We start from the raw sequence: 25,208 nt of genomic DNA on the forward strand, positions 1-25,208 counted from the left end.
AAACTGACGACCGCAGGCTACACAGATGTGGTTTTGTTTACCTTTCCGCTTGCCATTCTTACGGATGTGAGTGGCTCCACATTCTGGACATTGCATCGCAGATCACCCTAACTCATCTCTCAATTATGCAACGCCGTGGTGGGTGAATAGATTGGATGGTGGGCAGTGCCCACCCTACGGTTGTAATAGGGTTGCGCACGGTTGGGCCATACGGTTGAAATCACCGATCGCATCAAGTAATATACGTAACACGGGGAATGAGCTAGGCGGGGAAGAGAGGAGGTGGTGCTCCTCAAATCCCCTGATCATTCCGACTTAACTCGGCTAAGCCGAAATGATTAGGCTCATTTTAAGAGATCTAGCCCATCGGTTTCGCACCTTTACGGAGTGCTAGGTAAGTTCCCCGTTTTCCTCAAAACAAAGGTGAACAACATGACTTACGAGTTCAAACTGCCCGTGCGGCAGCAAGAAGTAGTGCGCCTGATAGCCCTGGGCGACTACTCAGCCGTACGAGACACCATTCATCAGCTTGGGGCGAAAGGTTGCGCCGACCCCGATAGGTGGACAAAGCTAATGCCAACCGGTAGAGAAGGCGAGTATATCTCGATACACACCAGGCGTTACTCCCCCGCCGCAGACTAGCGAATCAAAGAACCCCCGGAGAGTAAATCTCTGGGGGTCTCTTGTTTGATGGAGCGAGGGGCAGCGAATACTGAACTGGTGCTTTAGTGCGATCGCGTTTCGCTAGCCAGTCTTAGCACTTCTGTGTAAAGCGTCTCATGTACCCAGAAGCCATTAACTATCAAATCATCTAATACTGGACGTACTTCAGCAATTAAACCTCGTTGTTTGGCAGTTAGCAGGATGCCGAGCAATCCTGTTATTCTTAGGCCAAGCTGAACCGCAACGTCCCGACCTCGCCGTTCGTCGATCAGCAACCGCGCAGCACTGAGTTCAACTGCCAGAACGATTGCTTCTGCTTCTCCAATATCTAAATTACTTTGAACGGTTTGCAGTAGCGTTAAGTTTGTTACTTCCTGGGTCTGAATCCAATCCAATGTTTGAATTGCAAAGCTCGCTGGATTGGTCTCACCCGCATTGAGTAGCTCTTGAGCAACAGCAGGCGGAATGATGACTGTGCCGTAAAGTTGCCGTATCAGGTCCAATTGCCCGATCGCGGCCAGGTTAGTGAGCGGTGAGGTATCGCTGACAACGATCATTGCCAGTTGTTTTCTTCCAGGCTTTTCACATCCTCCTGCAGTTCAGCAATACCGTAGTGAAGTGGAATCTTGCGATCGGCAAGCAGGTGTTGAAAAGCAAGCTGATTCATACCCGCAAATCGGCTTGCCTGTCCTAGCGTAAAGCGCTCTTGTTGAAAGAACAGAACCGCAATTTCCTGCTGTAGTTCTGCTTCAGTCATTTGAAGCGATCGCAAAACTTGATCTGAAATAACAACGCTCATGGCATAGTCTGACTGTAGCTATAGATCCAAGATAAAGGATTAGCCTCTAAAGAAGCAGCCAAAAACGATCGCCGCATTATTTTGGTGTCGTTCAAGCGTTACTGAATGCTTCGGCCCCCACCAGGTGTCCCGTTTTCACATAGATCACGCAGCCCTCGCGGCTAAACGGATTGTGGCGGCTGCCGTGGGGGCTGCGTAGCCAGGTACCCGCTGGGTAGTCGCCCTGCTCATCAGAAAACACCCCCTCCAGCACAAAGATCTCCTCGCCGCCCCAGTGGGTATGGGGCTGAAACTGAGTGCCCGGTGCCCACTTTACCAGCGCCACATTCTCGGTGCCGTAGGCGTGCAGCGGCATCACCTGCAAGCATTCCACCAGGCCGGGGTGCCAGGGCGCGGTGGTCGTATCCACTACCACCCGAGTCTGATCGTCGGGGTGCATTTGCCACAGCTTGACCAAGATAGTGCAGCCCGGCGCGCTCGATGGCGTATGGGTCGAACCCACCGGATTGCGCACGTAGGTGCCCGCCGGGTAGTCGCCGTGCTCGTCAGAAAACACCCCTTCCAGCACAAAGAACTCCTCGCCGCCGCCGTGGGTGTGGGGCGAAAAGGCGCTGCCGGGGGCATAGCGCACCAGGGAGGTGGCACGGGCGACCTCTTCACCATTGCGATCGAGCATACGGCGACGGACACCGGGCATGGGTGAGTCGAGCCAGGGCAGGTCGGGGGTGGTGAGAACGACGCGCTGGGTGAGGTCGGCGTGGAGCTGCATTTTGGGTAGGCGGGTGGATGGGTGGGAGGGTAGGCGGGTGGATGGGTAGGCGGGTGGATGGGTAGGCGGGTGGATGGGTAGGGGGGAGCGGTGTTCGTCCTGAAATGGGGTTTGCTCTGTTCCGTTATTGAGGATTTTGCCAGGGGCCGGTGTCGGTCAAATAAGGCGAAAACTCTGGGGTTGACCAGGTAAGGGGTAGGTTGCCCTCCACCCGGTAGCCCTGCGTTACATGGAAATGCAGCAGGCGTTCGGCTCCCTCGTAGGCGGCGATCGCGGGGCTATCCCAAACAACCTCAGCGGTGCCGGTGAGGTAGAGCAGGTCGCCCCGGTCAAAATCGATGAAAACCAGCCCGGCGCGGGGGTTGAGTTCTAGGTTGCCAAAGGTGTTGAAGTGGAAGTTACCCGCAAAATCGGGAATGGTGAGCGTGTTGGTATCGTCTATGCGAACAAAGCCCGGTTTGCCGCCCCGGTGCGACACATCCACGCCGCTGGCGCTGACCGTTGACTCAGCCTGATAGGCCGTGGCGATAAAGAAGGTATCCGCAGCGGCGACGATCGCCCGTTCACCCTCTCCCAGTGCCGCCAAGGAATGCACGGGTTTTGGGGCTGCTGGATCTAGCGATCGCAGATCAAACTGCCGCGCCTGAATGTACTGGGGGCAGTTGCCAAAGCTCTGCCCCACGGCGACCGTAAATCCGTCAGGCTGAATCGCTGTTACTGTACCGTTCAGGCGGTTGCGGCGGCGGGTGTGCAGTTCAATGCCTAGCAGGCCAATGTCTGCACCTTCGACTAGGGTGCGGTGCAGAGGGTCGCCGTAGAGGGGCTGAGCGGCAATGTGGAGAGTGCGATCGTCGGGAGAGGTGATGAACCCCGGTTTCCCCACCAAAATGGAGGCCCAGGGCTGGCCTTCACCATCCACCGTACCCACTAGCACGTAAGACAGCTGGGCAAAAAACTGACGGTGCTGCTCGGGCAAATAGTCGCGAATGATCCGCCGCCCCTGGCGATCCATCTGCTCTTGCACCCCCAGCCGCGATTGGATGGCCAGCTCTCCGGCATGGAAAGGGGACGTTTCGTGGGGCCAACCGAGATTTGCCATGGGTATGCTCCTTCTGCTGAAAATTTAGGTCTGTCGAACGGCGATGTAAATACCAGTACCCAACATCAATGCGCCTGCCCCCTGGTTGCATCGCCGTCGGGCGCGGCGATCGCGCAGCAGCCTCCTGGCCCGAGCGGCCCCGTAAGAATAGGCAGCTAGCACGACGAACAGCGCTACACTGATCACCAAAATGGCGGTAAAACCGTCGATCCAGCCCAGGTGGTTGACATCGATAAACGTGGGTAACAGGCTGACGTAAAAGAAGATCACCGCAGAGTTGCTGAAGGGCACCACCAGCCCGGTTAAAAAGCCCGACATTGGATTGGTGGAGGCCGCCCGACGGTCGATGTCGTCGGTGTTGACCTCGGCCATCCACAACCGGAGGCCAAGCCAGATCAGGTAAAGGGCACCCAGATACTTGATGGCGATAAACAGACTGCCCAGGGCGCTAGCCGCGGCAGCCAAGCCCAAAATGACAACGACTAGAAATGCAGCGTTGCCAAGCACAATGCCAGCAATGATGTATAAGGTGGATTGAAACCCGGAGGCGATCGCGCGAGCAATGCAGGTAAACACCCCAGGGCCGGGCACCGCTGCCGAAATGAGCATAGCCACAAATAGCGTCGCGATCGATTCAAAGGTCATAGGTTCTTTCCCCGATTAAGGTCTACCGCCATCATTGCCGATAGACCTTAATCCTTGATGAAGCTGCCTGCCGCTCTATACGCCTGCCATAGGCACAAAGTCGGGCAGCTGCTTGACGCGCTCAATCCAGGCCAGTACGTTGGGGTAGGCGTTGAGGTCAATTTTGCCGTCGCGGGCCAGGGCGACGTAGGGGAATACGGCCACATCGGCAATGGTGGGGCGATCGCACTCTAGCCACAGGCGGCTGTGGAGGTGCTTGTCGAGCTGGGTGAGAATGTGATCGGCTTTTTGGTGGGCGCGATCGATATTGATGTTGGTCGCCCCAAATAGGTGGTAAAGCCGCGCATTCTCAAGCCCCTGGCGCACTTCGCCCGCGGTGGTCGAGAGCCAGCGCACCACCTGGGCCAGGGGCAGCGCATCCGTGGAGAGCCAGGTTTCGCCGCCGTACTGCCGCGCCAGATACACCAAAATGGCCTGGGCATCGGCCAGTTTTACATCGCCATCCACCAGCAGAGGCACCTGCCCAAAAGGGTTGAGGGCCAGGTACTCGGGCGACTTTTGCTCAGCTTTCATCAGGTCAACCTTGACCCATTCGTAGTCGAGGTTGAGCAGTTCGAGCAACAGGCGGGCTTTGTAGCTGTTGCCCGAGAGTTCGTGTCCGTAGAGCTTAATCATGGTGAGTTCCTTAGGGAATAGAGGAGTGGGAGGCGACAGGATTGAGGGACTAATACTCCTGCGTTCTTGCGGTTGATGGCGATGCTGGCCTTAAAGACGTACCGAACGTTCGGTACACGGTTACTGTACTGATCGTTCGGTATAATGTCAATAGGTCAAAACGTATTCTGGGAGATGCTCGGTGATGTCTAAGCCCACTGCGGCTAAACAGTCCTATGTGCCGCCCTTGCTCGATCTGTTTCGGCAGTACGGCTATGACGGAGTCAGCTTGTCAAAAATTTCCCAGGCGACGGGGTTGGGCAAGGCCAGCCTCTACCACCACTTCCCCGGCGGCAAAGACGATATGGTTGCCACGGTGTTAGCGACCCTCGATGGGTGGTTGCAGGCAACGGCGCTAGAGGCACTAGAGGGGGAGGGCGATGCGCTGGAACGACTGGGGTGCATGGGCGATCGCATTCGTGACGCTTACAGCCACGGCGAAAAGCCCTGCATGCTGGCCTCGCTGATGCTGGGCTCTGCCAAAGACGACTTTCAACCCCAGGTGCAGGCAATGCTGGAGCGGTGGATGGGGGCGATCGCTGCCGTTTTGACCCGGGGCGGCATGGCAGAATCCCTAGCCCAGGAGCGCAGCGAAGAAGCCCTGATCGCTATTCAGGGCGCACTGATTGTGGCGCGGGCTATGGGCGATGCCGCCATCTTTGAGCGCACTATGCAGCGCCTGCCCGAGCAGCTCTGCCGCTAGGTCAACACGGTTTGAATCGCGGTGGTGGCGCTGAGCAGGCGGTGCACCGGGCAGCGATCGCCGATCTCCCGCAGGCGATCGCGCTGCTCAGCGCTGAGGTCGCCCACCAGGGTGAGGTAAGCCTTGATCACCGACTGCTTTTCTCCCGACGAATTTTCTATGGTGTGCAGCTCGGCTGCTACATAGACGCGATCGACGGGCCAGCCCTTGCGCTCGGCGTACATTTTGATCGTGATCGCCTTGCAGCTGCCCAGGCCCGCCAGCAGCAGTTCGGTCGGGGTTGGCCCCTGGTCGTCGCCGCCAACCGAGGCGGGTTCGTCGGCAGTTAGCTCAAACTTGCGGATGGCGATATCTTGGCCATAGCGCGACGCATTTGACGAAACCTGAACTGAGGTCATAACAGTAGATGATTTTGAGCGTTTAACTGAACTTCGCGATTAAACCAGGGTTTGTACCCAGGCGAAGTCAGCCTCTGTTAGGGCTGGTGTGGGCTGCTGGCTGTAGTCAATTACCGACTTTAGGGCAGCGGCGGCGTAAATATCTTGCAGGAGTTGATGCATATCAATGAGTGCGGCTGAGCCTGCACCACCGACACATCGGGAATGCCCACCAGCAGCGCATCGGTATAAACTCGTTGCTCAACCGCTGCCCGATACTTAGGCTGTAAAACCGGGTTAAGGGTACGGGCCAGCTGCACAATCAGCCAGGCATGTACCTCAGGCCAGAGAACAGGGTTCTCCAGGTAGGGATTCGTGCTGGGAAAGTTGAGCGACATAGGGCATCAGGGGCGGGGGTGCCCAGGGGCTGCAGCAAAAGGGCAGGCCTATGTCTATTTTAAGCCTCAGCTGAGGGAAAGCGCGGTATCGGTCTCAGGCGCGGGCGAGACCTGAGGCATTGGCCTCGCCGCCGGTTGAGTTTCGCTGGTAAGTTTCTAAAGGGCGATCGCAGGCGACACAACCCCTGAGCTAATGTGCACCGAGTCTGGGTCGGCCCAGAGCACCAGTTTGGGGTCGTAGGGGCTGTTGAGGTACTTGTGCCGGGGCAAGATACGCAGCGAAAGCCCCTGCAAACCGCTGGCGGTGTACTGCATTTCGAGGGCGTAGACGCTTCTGCTCTGGTTGTCTTGGCCCTGGTAGGCCATCGGCACCGCCAGCCCGGTATGAATTTCGCCATCGATAGCGACGGTGCCCTGGTACAGCTCAACCTGCACATCGTCGGGGGTGAGCGCCCCGAGGCGAATGGCGGCGGTCACCTTAAAGGGCTGGTTTACCCGCAGATCGCTCGTGTCAGAAATCGCCACTTCTTCAAAGCGCACCTCGTACCACTGCTCGGTGATGCGGGCCTGCCAGGCGGTGAGTTCTTTGCCGGGGCCGTAGTCGTCAGCCGACAGGGTGCGGGCGCGATCGCTGGCGGCAAAGTATCCCCGATTGGCGTAGTCTTTGACCATGCGGGCGGTATTGAACTGGGGCGTGTTGAGGTAGATAGCCTCCTTCATTTTGGCCACCCACCCGCGCGGAATTTCGTCCTTGTCGCGCTCGTAGAACAGGGGCACGACTTCTTTCTCAAGAATGTCGTAAAGGGCGTCAGCTTCCACGTCGTCCTGGTAGTCGGGGTCGTCGTAGTCTTCGCCGTGGCCGATGGGCCAGCCGGTGCGAATGTAGTCGGCTTCGTCCCACCAGCCGTCGAGCACGCTGAGGTTGGGCAGTCCGTTCATGGCGGCTTTCATGCCGCTGGTGCCCGAGGCCTCGCGGGGGCGGCGCGGGTTGTTGAGCCACACATCGCAGCCCGCCACCATATCCCGCGACAGGTGAATGTCGTAGTTGGGCACAAACACAATCGAGCGGCTTAATCCCTCATCGCGGGTGAAGTGAACGATGCTGCGAATCAGCTCTTTGCCAGGAATGTCTTTGGGATGGGCCTTACCGGCAATGACAAACTGCACCCGGCGACCGCTGCCCTTGCCCGTGATGATCTGTCGAATGCGATCGAGGTCGTGGAGAAATAGGGTGGCTCGTTTGTAGGTGGCAAAGCGGCGGGCAAAACCAATGGTGAGCACAAAGGGGTCGAGGCACTCCTGGGCTTCGGTGAGTTCGCGCACCAGGGCTCCGCGATCCTGCATGCTGCGGGTGAGGCGATCGCGCACCTTGACCACGAGCTGCGATCGGCACAGTTCGTGGTTGCGCCACAGCTCATCGTCAGGGATGGCGAACACCCGCTCCCACAGCGCCGCGCCGGGGCTGGCCTCTGCCCAGTTGGGGCCGAGATAGCGATCGTAAAGCGTTTGGGTCGAGCGGGCTACGCAGCTGCGGGCGTGCACGCCGTTGGTAATGGCGGTAATGGGCACCTCGCTCGGGGGCAGCCCGGTCCACAGTTCGCCAAACATATCGCGCGATACCTCGGCGTGGAGCTTGCTCACCCCGTTGATAAAGGTCGCCGTTTTAATCGCCAGCACCGCCATGCTAAACGGGGCCGAAAAATCGCCGGTATCGGTGCGGCCCAGGGCCAAAAATTCGGCATCGCCAAGGCCAAAGCGCTGGCGGTAGTGGCCCAGGTAGTGCAGCACCTTTTCGGGCGGAAACAGGTCGATACCGGCGGGCACCGGGGTGTGGGTGGTAAACATCTGGCTGGTTTGGGCGACCTGCAGGGCTTCGGCAAAGCTCAACCCGTCGTCTTCCATAAAGGCGCGCATGCGCTCTAGGGCCATAAAGGCCGAGTGGCCCTCGTTCATGTGGTAGGCGGTGGGGGTCAGCCCCAGGGCTTTGAGCATGCGAATGCCGCCAATTCCCAGCATGATCTCCTGGTGAATGCGCATATCGATGTCGCCGCCGTAGAGGCGATCGCAGATGTCCTGGTCGTACTGGTTATTAGGCTCAATGTTGGTGTCGAGCAGGTACAGCGGCACCGTGCCCACCTGCACCCGCCAGATTCGCGCATAGACCTGGCGACCGGGGTACTCCACCGCGATGCGCAGCTCGTTGCCATCCCTGTCGCGCTCCAGGTGCAGAGGCATGTTGTAGAAGTCGTTGATTGGGTAGCGCTCCTGCTGCCAGCCGTCGGCATTCAGGTACTGGGCAAAGTAGCCCTCCTGATACAGCAGCCCCACCGCCACCAGGGGCAGACCCAGATCGCTGGCCGACTTCAGGTGGTCGCCCGCCAGTACCCCCAGACCGCCCGAGTACACCGGCATGCAGGTGGTAAGGCCAAACTCCATCGAGAAGTAGGCGTAGCATTCCCCCGGCACGGCAGCTTTGCGGTGCTTTTTATACCAGTCGCGATCGCGCAGGTAGTCCTCCAGCCGCTGGGCCGCCCGGTCCATCTGAGCCAAAAACCCTTCGTCTTCGGCAATCTCGTTCAGCCGCGCCTGGCTAATCGTGCCCAGCATCAGCACCGGGTTGTAGCGGCTCGACTCCCACAGGTCTGCGTCCAGTCGCCGAAACAGGTCTACCATCTCCACATCCCAGTCCCAGTGAAGGTTGTAGGCCAGGGTGCGCAGCGCCTCTAGCCGCTGGGGCAGGGCCGGAGTAACGTTAAACGTGCGAATTGGGCGCATAGGTCGAGCAGCAAGAGTTTGTTTTGTCTAGAGCCATTTTGCCCCCTATCGAACTGGTATCGGGCACCGAGCCATAGCTTGTAATACTCCCTCTGGCCATCTCTTTGGCCCTGGCTGGGGTAGAAGCACAATTGGGGCAAACTCAATGCAAAAGTTTGAAGTAATTTAGGGCTTCTCCCTAGGCACAGGTTATGAGATCCCTACCTAAAGGCGTAGCTTGGGGCGATCGCTCCAGGGAATAATAGGCAGGTAAGGAGATCGTAAAACCGCCAAAGAGGACATGACCATGACGCAGGATAGGAAAACCCAGGGGCGCGGAACCGCCTTAGACAAAGGCGATAGCCCCGAGGTTGAGTTTGATCAGTGGGCCAGTGCTGTGCGCCAGCAAATGGTTGCTGCCCTCAAGCGCCGTGGTAATAGCTAACTCAACCAGGGCCAAATACCAGGCCCAGAATTAGGTCCAAAAATAGGCCCCATGTTGGGCAGAACCAGGCCCGAAATCAGGCCCAGAGGGTTCAGTAGACAGGGTGTGAGGCCAGCTCCACGTCCTATGCGCTGAGCCCTCTCCAGCTTTAAACCCTTTTTGCCCACAACTCTCAAACCTGCCCGGCCTACTCTTGCCCTCGCTTACTCTTGGTAAACTACGGGTGCACCTGCCCCACGCACCCGTACTCTACAACCGCCAGTTCCGTGGCGCAAACCCTGTGGCCACCAAAAAGCCTACCGGCAAAAGCAGCGGCAAGCCCAGCGAAAGCCCTCTTTCTACTCCTGCCAGTTCTGGCCAGGGGTTTAAGGTGCAGGTGTTTTATCTAGCGGCCAGCAGCAACAATCCCAAAGCTCCCCTCAAAGATGCCCTTTGGTTTGCCACTTACCCGGTCATTCCGCGCATTGGCGACTGTGTTTTTAGGGATGGCGTGTACTACCGAGTAGAGCGCGTTTTTTTGTACGAAAACTTAGCCGCCGGATGGTGTGCCGATGTCGAAGTTTCGTTCTACAGCAGGCGCTAGTCACGACCCCGCTAACGGCCTGTAATTTGGTGTTACAAAACTTATGAAAAACCCCGGCCCTAGGGGCTGTAAACACCGCTGACACAGTGTTACAGAAGCATTTATCTTCAGAAAGCTTATGCTAAAGTAGGCGGGTAACATGTTTGGCTTTCGGTAGGCTGGTTAATCACAGTCTGATCTCAGTTTTCGGGTAATCGGTGTGTACCACTCCGAATCGAACTTGTCTACATCACATGTCTAATTTGGAGTTGTGCCATGTCGATTTATGTAGGAAACCTTGCCTACAATGCTACGGAAGGGGACATCACCGAAGTCTTCTCCGAGTACGGAGCCGTTAGCCGAGTAACGGTACCCACCGATCGCGAAACCGGTCGCCCCCGTGGCTTTGCTTTCGTCGAGATGGAAAAGGAAGCCGACGAAGACGCTGCGATCGAAGCCCTCGACGGCGCTGAGTGGATGGGCCGCGAGCTGCGGGTTAACAAGGCTCGTCCCAAAGAGAAGCGGGCTGGCGGCGGCGGCGGCCCCCGTGGCAGCTTCGGTGGCGGCGGCGGCGGCCGGGATGGCGGCAACCGGGAATTCTCCCGCTGGTAAGTCACCAGTTCACTACCCTAAATCAATATGTGCAATGGCAGAGGATGAGTATCCCCTGCCATTTTTGGTTAGGGACTTGCTTCCAAATGAAGTACCGATGTCGCTTACTGTAGGGTGCATAACGCTATGGCGAGGCTTTGCCAACGCGCAGCAATGCACCAGTGAAAAAGTCTGGGACAGCGACGGCGACAACGCCAGATCACTCGGCGGGTGGCCACTCCAACACCCACTGGCCCAGCAGCCCGGTGCGAAAGTCGTTGAGAATGCGCTTGGCCGTGCGTTCGGTGTTGTCCTGAAATTTTTGGGCGGCCACCTGGACCACAAAGCCTTCCCCGGTATAGTCGTCTAGAGCGACGCCGTAGCGGGTTTGCAAAATCTCTTGGTAATGGTCTGGGGCGTTGCCCCGCTGCAAACCTTTCAGCAAATCTAAAAACGCTGCCGCCGTGCGCTGGGTATCGTAGGAGGCCTCGCCAATGTCGTCGCAGATGGCTAGCTTAACCGCCGCCGCCTGATTGTCCAGCCGGGCAGGAATTACCCCCGGCGCATCGAGCAAATCGAGATCGCCCGAGAGACGAATCCAGCGCAGCTGGCGCGTGATCCCGGCCTTGCGGGCGCTGGCCACCACCTTGCGGTTGAGCAATCGGTTGATCAGCGCCGACTTGCCAACGTTGGGAAAGCCAATCACCACCGCGCGAATGGGGCGGGGCTTCATGCCGCGAGCCTGGCGGCGCTGGTTGACGGCCTCACCCGCACTCTGGGCCGCCTTTGCGATCGCCTTCACCCCCTTACCCTGCTGCCCATCGGTGAAGTAGGGCATTTCCCCCTGCTGGCGAAACCAGGTCTCCCAGGCCGTGCGTGCCTCGGTTGAAATCATATCGACCCGGTTTAGCACCAGCACGCGAGGTTTTTCGCCCACCCAGGCATCGACTTTGGGGTGCCGCGTCGATACCGGAATGCGGGCATCGCGCACCTCCAGCACCACATCCACGCGGTTGAGCTGATCGACCAAGGCTTTTTCTGCCTTAGCGATATGGCCGGGATACCACTGGATTTCGGGGGTGGACATGGGGAGGGAAGGGGTGGGTGGATGGGTAGGCGGGTGGGTGGGTGAGTGGGTGAGTAGGTGGGCGGTAGGTAAGGCCCTTTAGCAATCGTAGGGTGCATAACGCCAAAAGGCGAGGCCTAGAAGTCGTAGGATGCATAACGCTAAGGCAAGGCTCGGCCAACGCGCAGCAATGCACCAGTTCAAAAAACTCCACTGTAAAGCTGGGCAGAGCTGCAGATAAACACGTTGCTCAGGAAATTCGCATTTTTTAGCTAGAGCGCCTTACTGGTGGGGGTTCACGAATGAATGCCTTCGTCCGGTTCTGCCCAGGGAGAGGCCGCATCGGCGGGCAGGGTTTTGAGCGTAGCTAAAGTCTCGTCGCACCAGGTTAGCCAGCTAGTTTCGTAGTGAATGCCGTTGCGCAGGGTGAAGTACTGAAACTGAGCCGCCAGAGAAAGGGCATCGGAATGGGCAAAGTATTTCTGCTCAATGTCTCGGTAGGCCTCCAGCACCACCACATGCTGGGCGCGTTCGTGCTCAAGGATAGCCTGAATTGTTGCGGGCGGCACCAGATGGCCCACAAACAGCTTGACCAGCAGATCGTCTTTAGTGGGCACACATTTTGAGGGTTGGGCAATCCACGCCTTGAGCTGATGTTTGCCGGTCTCGGTGACGCGATAGATCTTTTTGTCGGGCTTGCCCTCCTGGGCAACGGCTTCGGCGGTGACCAGCTCCTGCTGCTCTAGCTTGGCCAGCTCACGGTAGATCTGCTGGTGGCTGGCGTGCCAGAAAAAACCAACCGAGCCGTCGAACTGCTTGGCCAGGTCGTAACCGCTGCACGGGCGATCGGTTAGGGCCGAAAGAATTGCGTGGGAAAGGGCCATGACAAAGCGTTACAAAGCTAAATATACAAAAGATTGACTATGCATATTTATGCATATAGAGTAAGAATATTGAATGCAAAAAGTTGCATATTCAATCAGTTGCATCCTCATTATGTCGCTTCCAGGTTGCTGCCTGATGACGCGATCGCATTTGTTCACATCCCTTGCTGGAGAAACGCCATGGTCAGACGAGTTCAGCCGCGATCCAAGCCGCGTCGCCGCGTTCAGTCGCCCCTAAGCGGCATCAACTGGTCAGAGCTAGGGGCCGCCTACCGAGCCTTTTTAAGTGACCCTGCCGCCGGGATTTTGCACATTCTCGCCGCCGGACGCCACAGTCAGTGGCAGCGCTGGGTCGAGCAACGCTTGTCTCGCCAGGCCTCTCACTTGGCCTACCGCACTATTGCAGTCGATCTCGATGCCCTGGTGCAGCTACCGCCCGACACCCTGGGCGGTGCCTATGCTCGCCACATGATCCGCTACGGGTTTGACCCAGAAATCTTCATGACCGATGAGGTCAACAGCGAATGGCTGCGCCAGCGCATAGCCATCAGCCACGACATCTACCATATCTTTACCGGGTTCGACGCCTCGCCCATTGGGGAGTTTGGGGTGGCGGCCTACACCTTGGTGCAGTACCGGGATTTGCTGAATGTGTTTGTGCTGTCCTTTGTGCCGCTCAGTTTGACCAATCCGCTGTGGACAGTGCCGCTGCTGCGGGCGCTGGTGCGGGGCTTTCGTATGGGGGTAAGGGGAAGGGCTGCGATCGCCTACCCGCCCGAACTCAACTGGGAGAAACCGCTTGCGATCGTGCGCCAGGAGCTGGGGCTGAGGAAGTTTTTCTGAGGTCTACAGCGATAGCTGGGCCAGGGTAGTCTAAATGAGGCCAGAGCCACTGGTGGGCACTGCCCACCCTACGTACCTACGCACCATCTCTATACAACCCCTCCCAGTAGATGCCGCTCGCATCCACCCATCCCCCCATCTACCTATCCACCCACCTACCCGCCTACCCATCCACCTCTTTACCTAGGGAATAATCAGCACCGGGCAGGGTGATAGGTTGATTACCCGCATGGTGACGCTCTCGTTCTGCACGTCTTCGATCAGGCCCACGCCCCGGCAGCCCATGGCGATTAAATCGGCGTTGAGTTCGTCGGCCACATCGCAGATCACAAAGGCGGGCTGGCCCTCGCGCTCGATGACCTCGGCCTCGATCGCCTGGGCAGAAAACAATTCCTTGGCTTTATTCAGGAGCTGGGCCACGGCTTCAGGCGACGACTGCCCGTCGGGCTGGGGCTGCTCAGCAGTACTGGGTTCAACAACCGACAGCAAAACCAGCCGACTCCGGTGAGTTTTGACCAGTTCTGCCACCTTAGGAGCCGCCTGCTGCGCCTCAGAACTCATGTCGATAGGAAATAAAACCGTCTTGAACATGGCGTATCGAAGGGAACTCACACTCCGGTAAAATGAGGGCGGCCATAGGTAAATATTACGACAGACACAGCCCTTGGGTTGCGCTGCATCACCCGCCTCAAGTCTACCTTAGTCAAGGTTGGGGCCGCTGCCACCCGTGCGCTGCATAACGTAATAAATGCAAAGTCTTAACCCGTTTTAGGAGGTATTTTACAGTGACTAAAAAATCGGTGGCGAGCCTGTCGGCAGCTGACGTTTCGGGCAAGCGGGTACTGGTGCGGGCCGACTTCAACGTCCCCCTCGACGACCAGGGTGCCATTACCGACGACACCCGCATTCGGGCAGCCCTGCCCACCATTCAAGACCTCACTGGCAAAGGGGCCAAGGTCATTCTGACCAGCCACTTTGGTCGCCCCAAGGCCCAGGTGGTCGACAGCATGCGCCTCACCCCCGTGGCCAAGCGCCTGAGCGAGCTGCTGGGCCAGGACGTGATCAAGTGCGACGACTGCATTGGCGATGAGGTCGCCGCCGCCGTAGGCGCGATGGAAAATGGCCAGGTGGCCCTGCTCGAAAACGTGCGCTTTTATCCCGGCGAAGAGGCCAACGACCCTGAGTTTGCCAAGCAGCTGGCCGCCAACGCTGACCTGTACGTGAACGACGCCTTTGGTACCGCCCACCGCGCCCACGCCTCCACCGAGGGTGTGACCAAGTACCTCAGCCCCTCGGTAGCGGGCTACCTGATCGAGAAAGAGTTGCAGTATTTACAGGCCGCGATCGAAAACCCCCAGAAGCCCCTGGCGGCCATTATCGGCGGCTCTAAGGTTTCCAGCAAAATCGGCGTAATCGAGACCCTGCTCGATAAGGTTGACAAGCTGCTGATCGGCGGCGGCATGATCTTCACCTTCTACAAGGCGCGCGGCCTCAACGTGGGCAAGTCGCTGGTGGAAGAGGACAAGCTGGAGCTAGCCAAAGCGCTGGAGGCCAAGGCCAAAGAAAAAGGCGTTGACCTGCTGCTGCCCACCGATGTGGTGCTGGCCGACAACTTTGCCGCCGATGCCAACGCGCAAACCGCCAGCGTTGAATCCATCCCCGACGGTTGGATGGGTCTCGACATTGGCCCCGACTCGATCAAGGTATTCCAGGACGCGCTGAAGCAGTGCAAGTCGGTGATCTGGAATGGCCCCATGGGCGTGTTCGAGTTCGATAAGTTTGCGGCAGGTACCGAAGCGATCGCCCATACTTTGGCCGAGCTGACTGACCAGGGCGTGACCACCATCATCGGCGGCGGCGACTCGGTGGCAGCGGTTGAAAAGGTGGGTGTGGCTGAGAAAATGAGCCACATTTCGACTGGCGGCGGCGCTAGTCTCGAACTGCTCGAAGGCAAAGAGCTGCCCGGCATCGCGGCCCTTGATGAGGCTTAACCCCTAGTCGGCAGGGATATTCAGAAGGGGAGGGCATGTGTGCCCTCCCCTTCTGAACATTTTGCTTTGAGTATTTGGCTCCATCGCACCCATCTTCAGTACTAGGTCGGGGTTCCTACTCCTACAGCATCCACTCGTAGCCCCCAAGCATGGCAGTTGGCTCACATTGCCGAGAGCGAGTTGAGTACCTTCTCCCGTCAGTGTCTCGCCGGACGACGCATCGGCGATTTAGCCACCCCATAGGTTGAAGCCCAAGCCTCGAGTCAAACCACCAATGAGCGCCGACGAAGCGTTCTCTGGCAGTTCAACATCCACGATGCTCGGCGTAAGCTGCACGCTCTCTATCTCCAAAACTTATCTTGACAGACCACCAGTACTTCGCACCGCCCTTCAGCAGCCGGGCTTTCAGGGCATGCAGCCGCACAAAATCCGTCAACCGGCTAGGCCACAGCTGTGAGAAGTACTAAAAGCTGCCATGCGTGGTCGTCTCAAACAACCACCCATCTCAATAAATATCAGATTCTGGCTCAGCAGGTCGCCAGTCACCGTGCTGCCACTACGATTAATGTAAAACATCGCCACCTTAGCCATTAGCTACTTCAAAGCAGTCATACCCCCCTGGAGCCCTAAACATCAAACCGTCATGCACTGCCCGTCACCCATCAGAGGCACTGCCTAAGGCCAGCCGCGTCAGCTGCCGCACCTCCTTAAACAGCTCGGGTGCCACCACCATCACCGCTACTCCGTAGGTTACCATCCCTGCCGCCGTGCTCACCACCGCCAGCACCAGGGGGCTCAGCCGATCGCCCACCACCCAATTCAGGCTCAGCATCACCATCGCCATCAGGGCCGTGCTCACCAGCGGCCCCACAAACTGCTTCAGGTACACCAACCAAGGCACGTCAATCAAAGCCCCCACAACCCACTGCCCCACTGGAAACATCACGTAGGCCCGAATTAAGTAGGCCAGCGCCACCGCCTCAATTCCCCACCGCACCGCCAGCACAAAGCCCACTACGTTTAGCGTGGTATCCACCAGCCCCAGGCCCAAGCGCCAGTGGGGCTTATCCATCGCCATCAGCACAGAACTTTTAAAGAACGTAACCGAGCGTATTACCCCAGCCAGCGACAGCAATTGCAGCACCGGCACCGCTGGTAGCCACTGATTCCCAAAGATCACCACCACTAGGGGCTGCGCCAGCACCGCTACCCCTACAAAAGCCGGAAAGGCAATCAGACTGGTAAGCTGAGTCGCCCGGTAGTAGGCTCGTCTCAGCTGATCAAGGTCATCCTGCAACCGCGAAAAGGTCGGCAGCGCCACCTGGTTGCTAGTGTTTACCAACAGGTAGGTCATAATCGTCAAAATTCGGTAGGCCAGGCTATAGTAACCCAGGGCCGTGGCATCAAAAAAATAACCGATTAGCAGGTCGTCCGCTCGCGTGTGAAAAAAGGTCAGTGCGTTAAATCCAAAGGTGGTCATGCCAAAGTTCCACAGCTCTTTGAGGGGGGTCAGCGCCACGTGTAGACCCGGTCGCCAATCGCTGAGCCGCCACAGCACCACCACCGCCACTAGCTCATACACCAGCTGCTGGCCCACCAAACTCCACACCCCCAGACCCGCCAGCGCCATAGCCACCCCAACCACGCCACTGAGCGCTGTCGCCACTAGCGATCGCAGGGCAATCGCCTTAAACGCAAACGCCCGCTCCAGCAACGCCTGCTGCACCGTGCTAAACGAAGTAATCACAAACAAAACCGAAAAAGCCTGCAAAATCGGCACTAGCCCCGGTGCCTCAAACCGCCCCGCAATCCAGCTTGCCGACCCCAACGTAGACGCGCACAGCACCACGCTTATACCAAAATTAAGCCAAAAAACCGTATCCAAATGGGTTTGGTCAATCTGCCGACGCTGAATCAGCGCCTTGGCAAACCCCTCGGCCAAAAACACCTGCACAAACGCCAAAAACACGTTGGCCAGAGCCACCAGGCCAAAATCTGCCGGCCCCAGCAGCCGCGCCAATATAAAAAAGACAACTAAGGAAACTGCCTGGCTGCCCCAGTTTTGCACTACCGTCCAAACCACTCCCTTAGCGGCCTTCTGTTTAAGATCCATTGGGTTTTTGTCTACTAGTTTTGCTCTACCAGGTGTTTGTCTACTAACTGCCAGCACCCCATCAAGCGCGCCGGGAGGTGCCCCCCAGCCGCAGCCGCACTTTCTCCAACGCGCTGACGTAGCGCAGCCCCATGAGCAAAACAGAGACCCCCAAGCGCTGCTTGAGCGTTTTTAATGTCGGATTTTTAAAGTTACTAATGGTGAAATTTACCGGCGGAATAAGATCCTGTGCGATCAACCGACCCAGCATTTTAGTCTGCTGCAGCCAGCTATCCTCCGGGCGAATAAAGTGATCGTACATGCCTCCAGCGGTCCTCATCGTTCGGCGGCGCAGCGCATCCCAGGTAGGTCGAGCCGGGTGCCGCACCCTGACATCTTCAGCATAGATTTGAGCATAGCCCGCCTGAAACACCCGGCCTCCCCACTCCAAATCACCAAAGGATTTCAGCGACTGGTTAAACGGCCCAACGTCCTTAATCACCGAGCGGCGCACCAACACGTTGGCGGTGGCACCGCCCTTAAAGATCTTCAAATACCGCTCCTGGGGAAACAGCGACACCATCTGATAGAGCTCCACCAGGCTAGGGTTGTGGCTATCCTGAGGAAAAATCTCAACCCTACCAACCACCATATCGTAGTTATGTGGCTGCCTGAAATAGGTCAAACCCCGTTCTATCCAAGCGAGGTCTGGAATACAGTCAGCATCGGTAAACGCAAGAATATCACCCTGGGCTAAGGCAATACCCCGGTTGCGGGCGGCGTAGGAACCCGGAGTTTGTTCCTGCACTAGCTTTACGTTCTTATAGCTATCTGCCAGGCGTTTCACGCCCTCTAGGGAGTCAGAGCCGTTATCCACCACAATGATCTCCAGGCAGACAGCCTGATAGGTTTGCTGCGAAAGCGCTTCCAAGCAGCGGTAAAGCCCTGCTTCATCGTTAAAGACAGGAATAATAACTGAAACTAGGGGATAGTCTGCACTTTGCATAGCATTTATCCTCCTATTGTTTGAACCGTTAGATTTAGGGGCTGTGGATCAGTCTCTTGGGTTGAGGTCTGCCGCTGCCGCAGCTTCGTCCACTCCTCATTAGTAAAGTTTTCGTGGTACGAGCGCTCCACATTCACCTCCCACAGGCGGTGGTTTTCTCCCAAAACATTTTTGGCGGCCAGCAGCGCCGTCAGCATGGAGTGATCTTGGTTGTTGTAGCGGTGCATGCCATTGCGGCCTACCGTTTGCAGGTTCTCAAAGGTTTCGATGTAGTCCTGCAGCACCTGCAGGTGTCGGCGGTAGTCGCCGTCGTACACTGGGTAGGCTTTGTGCTGGCGAATGACACAGCCGTCTTCAATATCTTTGAGTTGTACGCCAAGATCCAGGCGAGTGATTTCTTGGGCGGCCAGCTCCATCAGGGCTGAGTCAGGCATTTCCCAAAGCTCGTCTCCCACGCTGCAGAAGTACTCCATGCCCAGGCAAGTTTTGCTGGTATCGGGCACCATCGCTGGGCTCCAGTTCTTAAAGTTTTGAATGCGGCCCACCTTAAACTCAGGGCTGTGGATGTAAAGCCAGTTGTCGGGAAACAGGTCAGGCTGATCAATAATCAGCGAGACAATCAGAAAGTCGCGATACTTTAGCCCCCGAGCCGCCGCTAGCACCTCCGGCGGGGGCGGTGGGTCGAGCCGATGCACCAGGGCAGAAATGGGCATCGAATTAATTACGTGATCGGCGGCTAGCTCAAGGGTGCGATCGGGCAGTGCCCCAGCGGGATCCACCTGTTTGGCAATTACCTTGGTGACAAAGGTGCCCTGGTGCTCTATGCGAACAATTTCTGTGTTCAACTGCACCACCGTTCCCTGCGCTGCCAGCAGATCTTGGCAGCGCTCCCACATCATGCCGGGGCCCAGGCGCGGGTAGTCGAAGGTTTTAATCAGGCTCTTGGCCGTTTGGCTACCAAATAGGGCGTTGATCACCACCCGCTTCAGCGACATGTTTTGAATTCGCTGGGCGGCCCAGTCGGCCCGTATTTGGCTGCAGGGTATGCCCCACACCTTTTCGGTATACGTCCTAAAAAAGGTTTTATACAGCCGTTCGCCAAAGCTGTCGGTTACCCATTCTTCAAAGGTTTCAGCCTCAACGTTTGGGTTCAGCCGCTTTTTGACTTTGGCCCTAAGGTAGCTGACCACCATGAGAACGCTAGACACTAGCCCCAGATTCTTCAGCGTTTTCAGCAGTGAGAGCGGGTAGTCGTAAAACTTGCCCTGGTAGTAAATGCGCGATAGCCGTGGCACCTGAATAAAATCGTCGCCCAAAATTTCAGCCCAAATGGTGTTAACTTCTCCCACTTTGGTAAAAAAGCGATGACCGCCAATGTCGAAGCGGTAGCCCTTGTACACCTCCGTCCGGGAGATGCCCCCGACTTTCGCGGCCTTTTCCAAAATGATCGACGGCACACCCTGCTTGATCAGTTCGTAGCCTGCGGTTAACCCCGCCGGTCCGGCACCGATGATGATAACTGGATAACGAGACATAGGACGGGAACTCCTGTATTGAACTGATAAAATCGTCCGGAGCGCGAAGCGGGCGGGGCGCTCTTGTCACCGCCCTAGACGGCTTGCGTCTTAGATTTTGGCTTGGGTTAGGATCCCCCACCGATCGCCCCCAGACGGTCATTAAGACCCTTGAGAGCGTCCGATCGCCAAATGTTTATGCAACCTGCTGAGAGCTGTACGTAGGCTTCTTGGGGTAGTAGCGAGCCGTAGGGAATGCTCGCTAGGCATGGCCAAAATGCTGCACCGCCGTTGTAGTTCGAAATAACACGTGAAAGACTCGTCGGAGCTTCGGCCATCTAGAGGTATCCGCGAACTAGAGCATACTTATCCTGCTGCCTTGACGGTGATTAACCTATCGTTAGTGCCCAACTCAAAGAAGAAAAACAGTTAGTAAACAAACGGCCTGCCTGGCAACCTGATTTCTTCGCGGCTATTAAAACGCTTCCGGAGAAATACTAGCTGGTTCACCGTTGTCTTACAAACTTTAAAGAAGTCGGAGCAGGAACTGCTAGCGAGGCCTAGGTATTTTCATGGAAGATTTATGATTTCAATATGAGATCTTAATGAAGACATATTGCGCTCAATGACGATGCGGTGGTTTCTTCGGAGCTTTAGCGTGACTTCCACCGCTGGAGTTCGTCTGTGCCAGTCGTTTTGCTGCGGGCTCCAGTGGTTGAGTGACTTGACAGCAGTGCTTTTTTTTATTGATTAAACGTTCATCAAAATGTTAGGGAGCGCGATCGCTCCCTGAATGAGAATCACTCCCTAGATACATAGATATTGGTGGGGCAGCCTTGGGGTGAGCCAGTACCCTAGGCGTCGGGCTGCGATCGCACGTAGTCCGAGTGAGGAGGCTGGTCAGCATCTTCCGGTTCGCGATCGCCCGCGCGATCGAGCACATCAATAATCCAGGCTTCCTCAATCCAGGTTTTGCAGATTACCGCCAGGGGCAGAGCCAAAATCAGCCCTACAGGCCCGAAAAAGGTGGCAAAAAAGATTTGGGAAATGAGTGTGGCGGCAGGCAGCAGGTCTACCTGCTTCTGCATCACCATCGGCGAAAACCAGTAGCTCTCGACATTTTGAATCAGCACGTACAGCACAATCACCGCTAGTGCTGTACCGGGCGACTGCAGCAGCGCCACAAATACCGGAAAGACCGCGCTCAAGGTCGGCCCCAGGTTAGGAACAAAGTTAAACAACCCTGCCAGCATGGCATGGGCAAAGGCGTAGGGTACCCCCAACAGCACCAGCCCCGTGAAGCTAATCGTAGCGACAAAAATTGAGCTGAGGGCGACTCCACCTAGCCAAAACATGAGAGACTTCTCGCATTTGGTCAAAATTTCATCGGCGCGGCGGCGGTAGCCCGACGGAAACAGCCGCAGCAGCAGCCGTCGGTAGGCCGCTGGGTTGGCCAACATCATCAAGGTGAGTATGAGCAGCAGCAGCACCTGCAGCACAATGGCCACAGAACTGGAGAAAAACGTTAAAAAGTTGCCAAACACCGTAGACCCAATGGAGGCGGCCTGGCGCAGTAGGTCGGGTAAGCCCGGCACCAGTCTTAGGTCTTGGTCTGGAAACCAGTCGGGGGGGTTGGCCTGAAAGGTATCAAACCAGACGCCCAGCTGCTCAAACCCCTTGGGGGTCAGCAGCAGCAACTCTTGAAACTGGCTGACAAATAAAGGCAGCATTAGGCCCAGAAAAAGGACCCCCCCCAACAGCACCAACGCCCCCGTTACCAACACCGATCGCGGACGCGGCCAGCCGTACACCCTCGAAAAGAGCCGTACCAGGCTGTTGAGGGCAATGGTAATGACCACCGCCGCAAAGATGAGTAAGACAATCTGGCGAAACTGCCACAAAATGACCAGGGCAATGCCCAGGGCGACCAGGTTAATCCAATCGGTTAGCTTCACGGCAAGGGCACCTACACAGTTGATACCTCTAGGGGCTGTCATCAATTACTTGCCATAGCCCCAAGAATCGGCGGTTACAGCCCCCAGCCTATTTTTGGGCCGCGACAGCGCTGATGGGCTAAGAATTGTAGCTAGGATTGATGACACGCCCTAGGGTCAAATTGTAGCCGGGTCTAGCGCCAGAGAGTTCTAGTATCCCCAGTTGGGCTGGTATGCTGAGAACTTATCATCGTTCTTCGGGTGTTATGGTAGCCCCAACTCCAACCTCTCTACGCGACCAGCAGCACCCGATGATTCGGGGTCTGACCGATCGCATCGAAGCCACCTGGCAGCAGCACCTAGACCTGTCACCCTACCGCCTGCCGGAGGATTTGGGCTACATTGAGGGCCGCCTGGAGGGCGAAAAGCTCACCATTGAAAACCTGTGCTACCAGACACCTCAGTTTCGCAAGCTGCACCTGGAGCTGGCGCGGGTGGGGGCAAACCTAGACATTCTCCACTGTGTGATGTTTCCCCGGCCCGAGTACAACCTGCCGATGTTTGGCTGTGACCTGGTCGGCGGACGGGGCCAAATTAGCGCCGCTATTATTGATCTCTCGCCGGTTACTGGGGCACTGCCCCAGGGCTACACGACGGCCCTCGATCAGCTGCCCGCTCAAACCTTCGCCGAGGAGCGCGACCTGCCCGGCTGGGGCACCATTTTTTCGCCCTACTGCCGGTTTATTCGCCCCGCTAGCCCAGCCGAAGAAACAGCCTTCGTGGAGTTGATTGCCAACTATCTAGCGCTGCACTGTCAGCAGGCGTTAGCGTCCCCGGCTACGCCAGACCAGAGAGCAACAATCATGGCAGGTCAGCGCCACTACTGCGAACAGCAGCAAAAGAATGACAAAACCCGCCGCGTGCTCGAAAAAGCCTTTGGCCAAGCCTGGGCCGAGCGCTATATGACCACAGTACTGTTTGACCTACCCGAAACCTAGGCCAAAAAATTAGGTTAATTAGCGGAATTTCATCCGTCCATTGGTAGAGGGTTAACTAGAATAAGAATCTCTGTCGTACATAATCAGCGCCCGCTATGACCGTCAGCTCCCCTACCCCGCTCAGTACCCTCAGCCTAGATACGACGCCTGATCTAGCTACGCCTCGATTGGGTCGGCTGATTGTATTTACAGGCCCCAGCGGGGTCGGCAAAGGTACGCTGCTGCGATCGCTGCGCCACCGCTACCCCATGCTCAAACTGTCGGTGTCGGCCACCACCCGCGCTCCCCGCCCCGGCGAAGTCGATGGTCAAGACTACTTTTTCGTAAGCCGAGAAGCATTTCAGGAGATGGTGTCGCGGGGCGAACTGCTGGAGTGGGCCGAGTTTGCGGGCAACCTCTACGGCACCCCCAAAGCCCCGGTTATGCAGCAGATTGAAGCAGGCCACTGGGTGATTTTAGAAATTGAACTAGAGGGTGCCCGCCAGGTGCGCGAAACCTTCCCCAACGCCCTCCAGCTCTTTGTGCTGCCCCCCTCTATCGAAGAGTTAGAAAACCGCATTCGACTGCGCGGCAAAGATGCCGACGATGCCATTGAGCGACGGCTGCAGCGGGCACAGGTTGAGATTGACGCCGCCTCAGAATTTGACGAGCAAATTGTCAACGACGACCTCGAAATTGCCCTTGAGCATTTAGAGAACGCTATCTTTAGAGACTGACAACCAAGCTTCACAACTCGATCTGGCAATGGTTAGCGCGATCGCGCTAACCATTGCCTAGCTAACGCAGGCCATAGCAACCTGCCAGTCTGCGCCCTGTTTATGAATGCGAAGCGAGCGGCACTTAGCCAAAAACTTAGGCAGCCCCTTCGGTTCTCCAATTCGCTTGAGCACGCTGCTGAGGGATTCTTGGTGGACGTGGGCAAAATGCACGCTCAGGACCGAGAGCGGAATCGTCCCGCCGGTTTGCTGCGAAGACAAACTCCACAGCAGCTTGATGAGGGCCTGCTCTAGGGTCTGGGTGTCGACAATGGGCTGGGGCACGGCGGCAGGCGGCTGTTCTAGCCCCTGATTGGGCGGCGGCACCAGGGGAACGGCTGTGTTTTCTGCCGGGGCTGGCAGTCGCACCTCGGTTAGTCGCACCTCAATTTGAAACCCGTCGGGCAGAGGGCAAAGTTCAAAGCCTTCCTGAGCTTCTAGAAAATGCTTTAAGTTTCTGTAGCTGGGGTAGTTTTGCAGCACTTGACCCACAGAAACCTGGTTGCGATCGCTAAAGAGCTTGCCCAGTCGCCCTAGGGTAATCGGCTTACCCGGAGAGGCCTTTTGCTCTTCCAAAATTAGGTTCTTCAGCCGTCGCTTTAGCTGGGCTAACGACGGCATTTTGACCATGGTGGCGTCAATCGTGCCGCGAACAATCTGACTCCTTTGGGTTGCAATATTGCGGATGACGAAGTCGTTGCCACGACGGCTAACTCGGTAGGGAACGATACCCAAATTCAGCAGCGCATGGCCCAAATGCAGCAGATCGGAATCTGTGGAGCAAATAAATACCTCCCGCAGCGACGGATTCCACAGAGAGATTAAAAAGGCATCGAGGGACATTTTGATATCAGCACTGTTTTTGCCCGAGGGCACATGCACCATTTGATACCCCCGCCGGTAAAGCTCCTGGTCGCGATCGCCAAGCTTGCGCCAATTGCCAAAGGCCAGGCGATAGCGCAGCGGGTATTGGGCGACCGTTTGAAGTAGGGTTTCTAGGGCTTCGGGCGGGTTCATATTTTCGGCATCGACCAGCAGCAGCCCGGTTCCAGCCGGGTCGAGGGCGACGTCCTGGTCAGCCTGGCGAGTCGAAGGAGGGTGAGGCGCTTGAACTGGCGCGTCTGCGGCCTCGGCAGGGCCAGCCGCAAGGGTTTGCACCCGCTGCAAAAGTTTGCTGTAGGGTTTGGAGCCTCTAAAGGCTGGAACAAATACCTGCGCCAGAACCTGCTCAACAGCTTTGATCACCGTGGCGGCATCGGGCTGTTTGCTGAGCAAAGCATTGATTTTATGGCTTTGGGCCTCAGCGGAGGTGCCGCTTAGCCACTTGCGACAGGGCTCCGTTAAGAGCTGAGGCTGTTGAATCTGGGCTGCCGTAATGGCCCTGTGCAGCAGCTGGCCAATGGCCTTGCGGCCGTCTGAGTGAAGCAGCTCAGAGGAACGAGTCATGCTAATTGCCTTGAAAAACCGATGATTTTAGATCAACTACACAGAGAAAAACCGGAGTTTCTGAAAGATAGCTAAGGGCTGTCATCAATTAGCCGTCGATGGTCCGAGAACCAAGGGTTACAGCCCCTAGCCTACGTTTTGGATCGGACGTGGCAATGCC

Annotated in this window: 26 protein-coding genes and 1 pseudogene; 9 read left to right on the forward strand and 18 right to left on the reverse strand. The window is 57.1% G+C overall.

What is annotated here, in order from left to right:
* Positions 1–96, reverse strand: a pseudogene (locus tag IQ265_RS15505) (IS1 family transposase); the annotation flags it as partial.
* Between the two features lie 336 nt (positions 97–432).
* Here IQ265_RS15505 and IQ265_RS15510 point away from each other — a divergent pair.
* Positions 433–642: a hypothetical protein gene (locus IQ265_RS15510; RefSeq protein WP_194055175.1), complete on the forward strand. Its 210-nt coding sequence runs from the start codon at positions 433–435 to the stop codon at positions 640–642.
* Positions 643–725: 83 nt separating this feature from the next.
* On the opposite strand, the gene IQ265_RS15515 is transcribed toward IQ265_RS15510, so the two are convergent.
* From IQ265_RS15515 to IQ265_RS15540, 6 genes are all read right to left on the reverse strand, one after another.
* The gene (locus IQ265_RS15515; protein WP_194055177.1) at positions 726–1,220 is read right to left on the reverse strand and encodes a DUF3368 domain-containing protein; all 495 of its coding nucleotides are present in this window, start codon (positions 1,218–1,220) and stop codon (positions 726–728) included.
* Entirely contained in the window at positions 1,217–1,462 is a 246-nt protein-coding gene (locus IQ265_RS15520; RefSeq protein ID WP_194055179.1) for a UPF0175 family protein, read from the reverse strand. The genes IQ265_RS15515 and IQ265_RS15520 overlap by 4 nt, the downstream gene beginning before the upstream one ends.
* Before the next feature lie 91 nt (positions 1,463–1,553).
* Complete coding sequence (locus IQ265_RS15525) at positions 1,554–2,231, reverse strand: cupin domain-containing protein (RefSeq protein WP_194055180.1); 678 nt, start codon at positions 2,229–2,231, stop codon at positions 1,554–1,556.
* 124 nt (positions 2,232–2,355) lie between these two features.
* Positions 2,356–3,330, reverse strand: coding sequence for a pyridoxamine 5'-phosphate oxidase family protein (locus IQ265_RS15530; RefSeq protein WP_194055182.1), 975 nt, complete (start codon positions 3,328–3,330; stop codon positions 2,356–2,358).
* 24 nt (positions 3,331–3,354) lie between these two features.
* A complete protein-coding gene (locus IQ265_RS15535) occupies positions 3,355–3,975 on the reverse strand; it encodes a LysE family translocator (RefSeq protein ID WP_194055184.1) in 621 nt (206 codons plus the stop codon).
* Between the two features lie 75 nt (positions 3,976–4,050).
* Entirely contained in the window at positions 4,051–4,650 is a 600-nt protein-coding gene (locus IQ265_RS15540) for a glutathione S-transferase (RefSeq protein ID WP_194055186.1), read from the reverse strand.
* 184 nt (positions 4,651–4,834) lie between these two features.
* Here IQ265_RS15540 and IQ265_RS15545 point away from each other — a divergent pair, with 184 nt between their 5' ends.
* Entirely contained in the window at positions 4,835–5,392 is a 558-nt protein-coding gene (locus IQ265_RS15545; RefSeq protein WP_194055188.1) for a TetR/AcrR family transcriptional regulator, read from the forward strand.
* On the opposite strand, the gene IQ265_RS15550 is transcribed toward IQ265_RS15545, so the two are convergent.
* From IQ265_RS15550 to glgP, 3 genes are all read right to left on the reverse strand, one after another.
* A complete protein-coding gene (locus IQ265_RS15550) occupies positions 5,389–5,790 on the reverse strand; it encodes an OsmC family protein (protein WP_194055190.1) in 402 nt (133 codons plus the stop codon). The two genes, IQ265_RS15545 and IQ265_RS15550, sit on opposite strands and share 4 nt — an antisense overlap.
* 119 nt (positions 5,791–5,909) lie before the next feature.
* Entirely contained in the window at positions 5,910–6,167 is a 258-nt protein-coding gene (locus tag IQ265_RS15560) for a DUF4058 family protein (protein ID WP_194055194.1), read from the reverse strand.
* A gap of 156 nt (positions 6,168–6,323) precedes the next feature.
* Positions 6,324–8,942 carry an alpha-glucan family phosphorylase gene (gene glgP / locus IQ265_RS15565; RefSeq protein WP_194055196.1) on the reverse strand — a complete coding sequence of 873 codons (2,619 nt, stop codon included), beginning with the start codon at positions 8,940–8,942 and terminating at the stop codon, positions 6,324–6,326.
* 286 nt (positions 8,943–9,228) lie between these two features.
* Between glgP and IQ265_RS15570 the strand changes: the two genes are divergently transcribed.
* The 3 genes from IQ265_RS15570 to IQ265_RS15580 all read left to right on the forward strand — a co-directional run bounded on the left by IQ265_RS15570 (position 9,229) and on the right by IQ265_RS15580 (position 10,540).
* A complete protein-coding gene (locus IQ265_RS15570) occupies positions 9,229–9,366 on the forward strand; it encodes a hypothetical protein (protein ID WP_194055198.1) in 138 nt (45 codons plus the stop codon).
* Positions 9,367–9,646: 280 nt separating this feature from the next.
* Positions 9,647–9,949 (forward strand): hypothetical protein, encoded by a 303-nt coding sequence (locus IQ265_RS15575; RefSeq protein WP_194055200.1) that lies wholly within the window; start codon positions 9,647–9,649, stop codon positions 9,947–9,949.
* A gap of 255 nt (positions 9,950–10,204) precedes the next feature.
* A complete protein-coding gene (locus IQ265_RS15580; protein WP_194055202.1) occupies positions 10,205–10,540 on the forward strand; it encodes an RNA-binding protein in 336 nt (111 codons plus the stop codon).
* 199 nt (positions 10,541–10,739) lie between these two features.
* Here the strand turns inward: IQ265_RS15580 and ylqF are convergent, their stop codons facing one another.
* Together ylqF and IQ265_RS15590 are read right to left on the reverse strand one after the other, a co-directional pair.
* On the reverse strand, positions 10,740–11,606 hold the full coding sequence (gene ylqF, locus IQ265_RS15585; RefSeq protein WP_194055204.1) for a ribosome biogenesis GTPase YlqF: 867 nt from the start codon (positions 11,604–11,606) through the stop codon (positions 10,740–10,742).
* 275 nt (positions 11,607–11,881) lie between these two features.
* Positions 11,882–12,469 carry a PadR family transcriptional regulator gene (locus IQ265_RS15590; RefSeq protein ID WP_194055206.1) on the reverse strand — a complete coding sequence of 196 codons (588 nt, stop codon included), beginning with the start codon at positions 12,467–12,469 and terminating at the stop codon, positions 11,882–11,884.
* A gap of 180 nt (positions 12,470–12,649) precedes the next feature.
* On the opposite strand from IQ265_RS15590, the gene IQ265_RS15595 reads away from it, so the two are divergent.
* On the forward strand, positions 12,650–13,312 hold the full coding sequence (locus IQ265_RS15595) for a Coq4 family protein (RefSeq protein WP_194055208.1): 663 nt from the start codon (positions 12,650–12,652) through the stop codon (positions 13,310–13,312).
* A gap of 183 nt (positions 13,313–13,495) precedes the next feature.
* Here IQ265_RS15595 and IQ265_RS15600 read toward each other — a convergent pair whose 3' ends face one another.
* Complete coding sequence (locus IQ265_RS15600; RefSeq protein WP_194055210.1) at positions 13,496–13,903, reverse strand: universal stress protein; 408 nt, start codon at positions 13,901–13,903, stop codon at positions 13,496–13,498.
* Between the two features lie 194 nt (positions 13,904–14,097).
* Between IQ265_RS15600 and IQ265_RS15605 the strand changes: the two genes are divergently transcribed.
* On the forward strand, positions 14,098–15,303 hold the full coding sequence (locus IQ265_RS15605; RefSeq protein ID WP_194055212.1) for a phosphoglycerate kinase: 1,206 nt from the start codon (positions 14,098–14,100) through the stop codon (positions 15,301–15,303).
* Positions 15,304–15,958: 655 nt separating this feature from the next.
* Here IQ265_RS15605 and IQ265_RS15610 read toward each other — a convergent pair.
* The 4 genes from IQ265_RS15610 to IQ265_RS15625 form a co-directional block, all read right to left on the reverse strand.
* Entirely contained in the window at positions 15,959–17,416 is a 1,458-nt protein-coding gene (locus tag IQ265_RS15610; protein WP_194055214.1) for a lipopolysaccharide biosynthesis protein, read from the reverse strand.
* A 61-nt stretch (positions 17,417–17,477) separates the two neighbouring features.
* Entirely contained in the window at positions 17,478–18,401 is a 924-nt protein-coding gene (locus tag IQ265_RS15615) for a glycosyltransferase family 2 protein (protein ID WP_194055216.1), read from the reverse strand.
* Positions 18,402–18,406: 5 nt separating this feature from the next.
* Positions 18,407–19,936: an NAD(P)/FAD-dependent oxidoreductase gene (locus tag IQ265_RS15620; protein ID WP_194055218.1), complete on the reverse strand. Its 1,530-nt coding sequence runs from the start codon at positions 19,934–19,936 to the stop codon at positions 18,407–18,409.
* Positions 19,937–20,769: 833 nt separating this feature from the next.
* Positions 20,770–21,870, reverse strand: a complete 1,101-nt coding sequence (locus IQ265_RS15625; RefSeq protein ID WP_347404974.1) for an AI-2E family transporter — start codon at positions 21,868–21,870, stop codon at positions 20,770–20,772.
* A 245-nt stretch (positions 21,871–22,115) separates the two neighbouring features.
* Here IQ265_RS15625 and IQ265_RS15630 point away from each other — a divergent pair, with 245 nt between their 5' ends.
* Both IQ265_RS15630 and gmk read left to right on the forward strand, forming a co-directional pair.
* Entirely contained in the window at positions 22,116–22,847 is a 732-nt protein-coding gene (locus tag IQ265_RS15630) for a phycocyanobilin:ferredoxin oxidoreductase (protein WP_194055220.1), read from the forward strand.
* Positions 22,848–22,942: 95 nt separating this feature from the next.
* A complete protein-coding gene (gene gmk, locus IQ265_RS15635; RefSeq protein ID WP_194055222.1) occupies positions 22,943–23,563 on the forward strand; it encodes a guanylate kinase in 621 nt (206 codons plus the stop codon).
* A 57-nt stretch (positions 23,564–23,620) separates the two neighbouring features.
* On the opposite strand, the gene IQ265_RS15640 is transcribed toward gmk, so the two are convergent.
* Entirely contained in the window at positions 23,621–25,048 is a 1,428-nt protein-coding gene (locus IQ265_RS15640) for an NYN domain-containing protein (RefSeq protein WP_194055224.1), read from the reverse strand.
* Between the last annotated feature and the right edge of the window lie 160 nt (positions 25,049–25,208).

It is taken from the genome of Nodosilinea sp. LEGE 06152, assembly GCF_015207525.1.
Taxonomy (GTDB): domain Bacteria; phylum Cyanobacteriota; class Cyanobacteriia; order Phormidesmidales; family Phormidesmidaceae; genus Nodosilinea.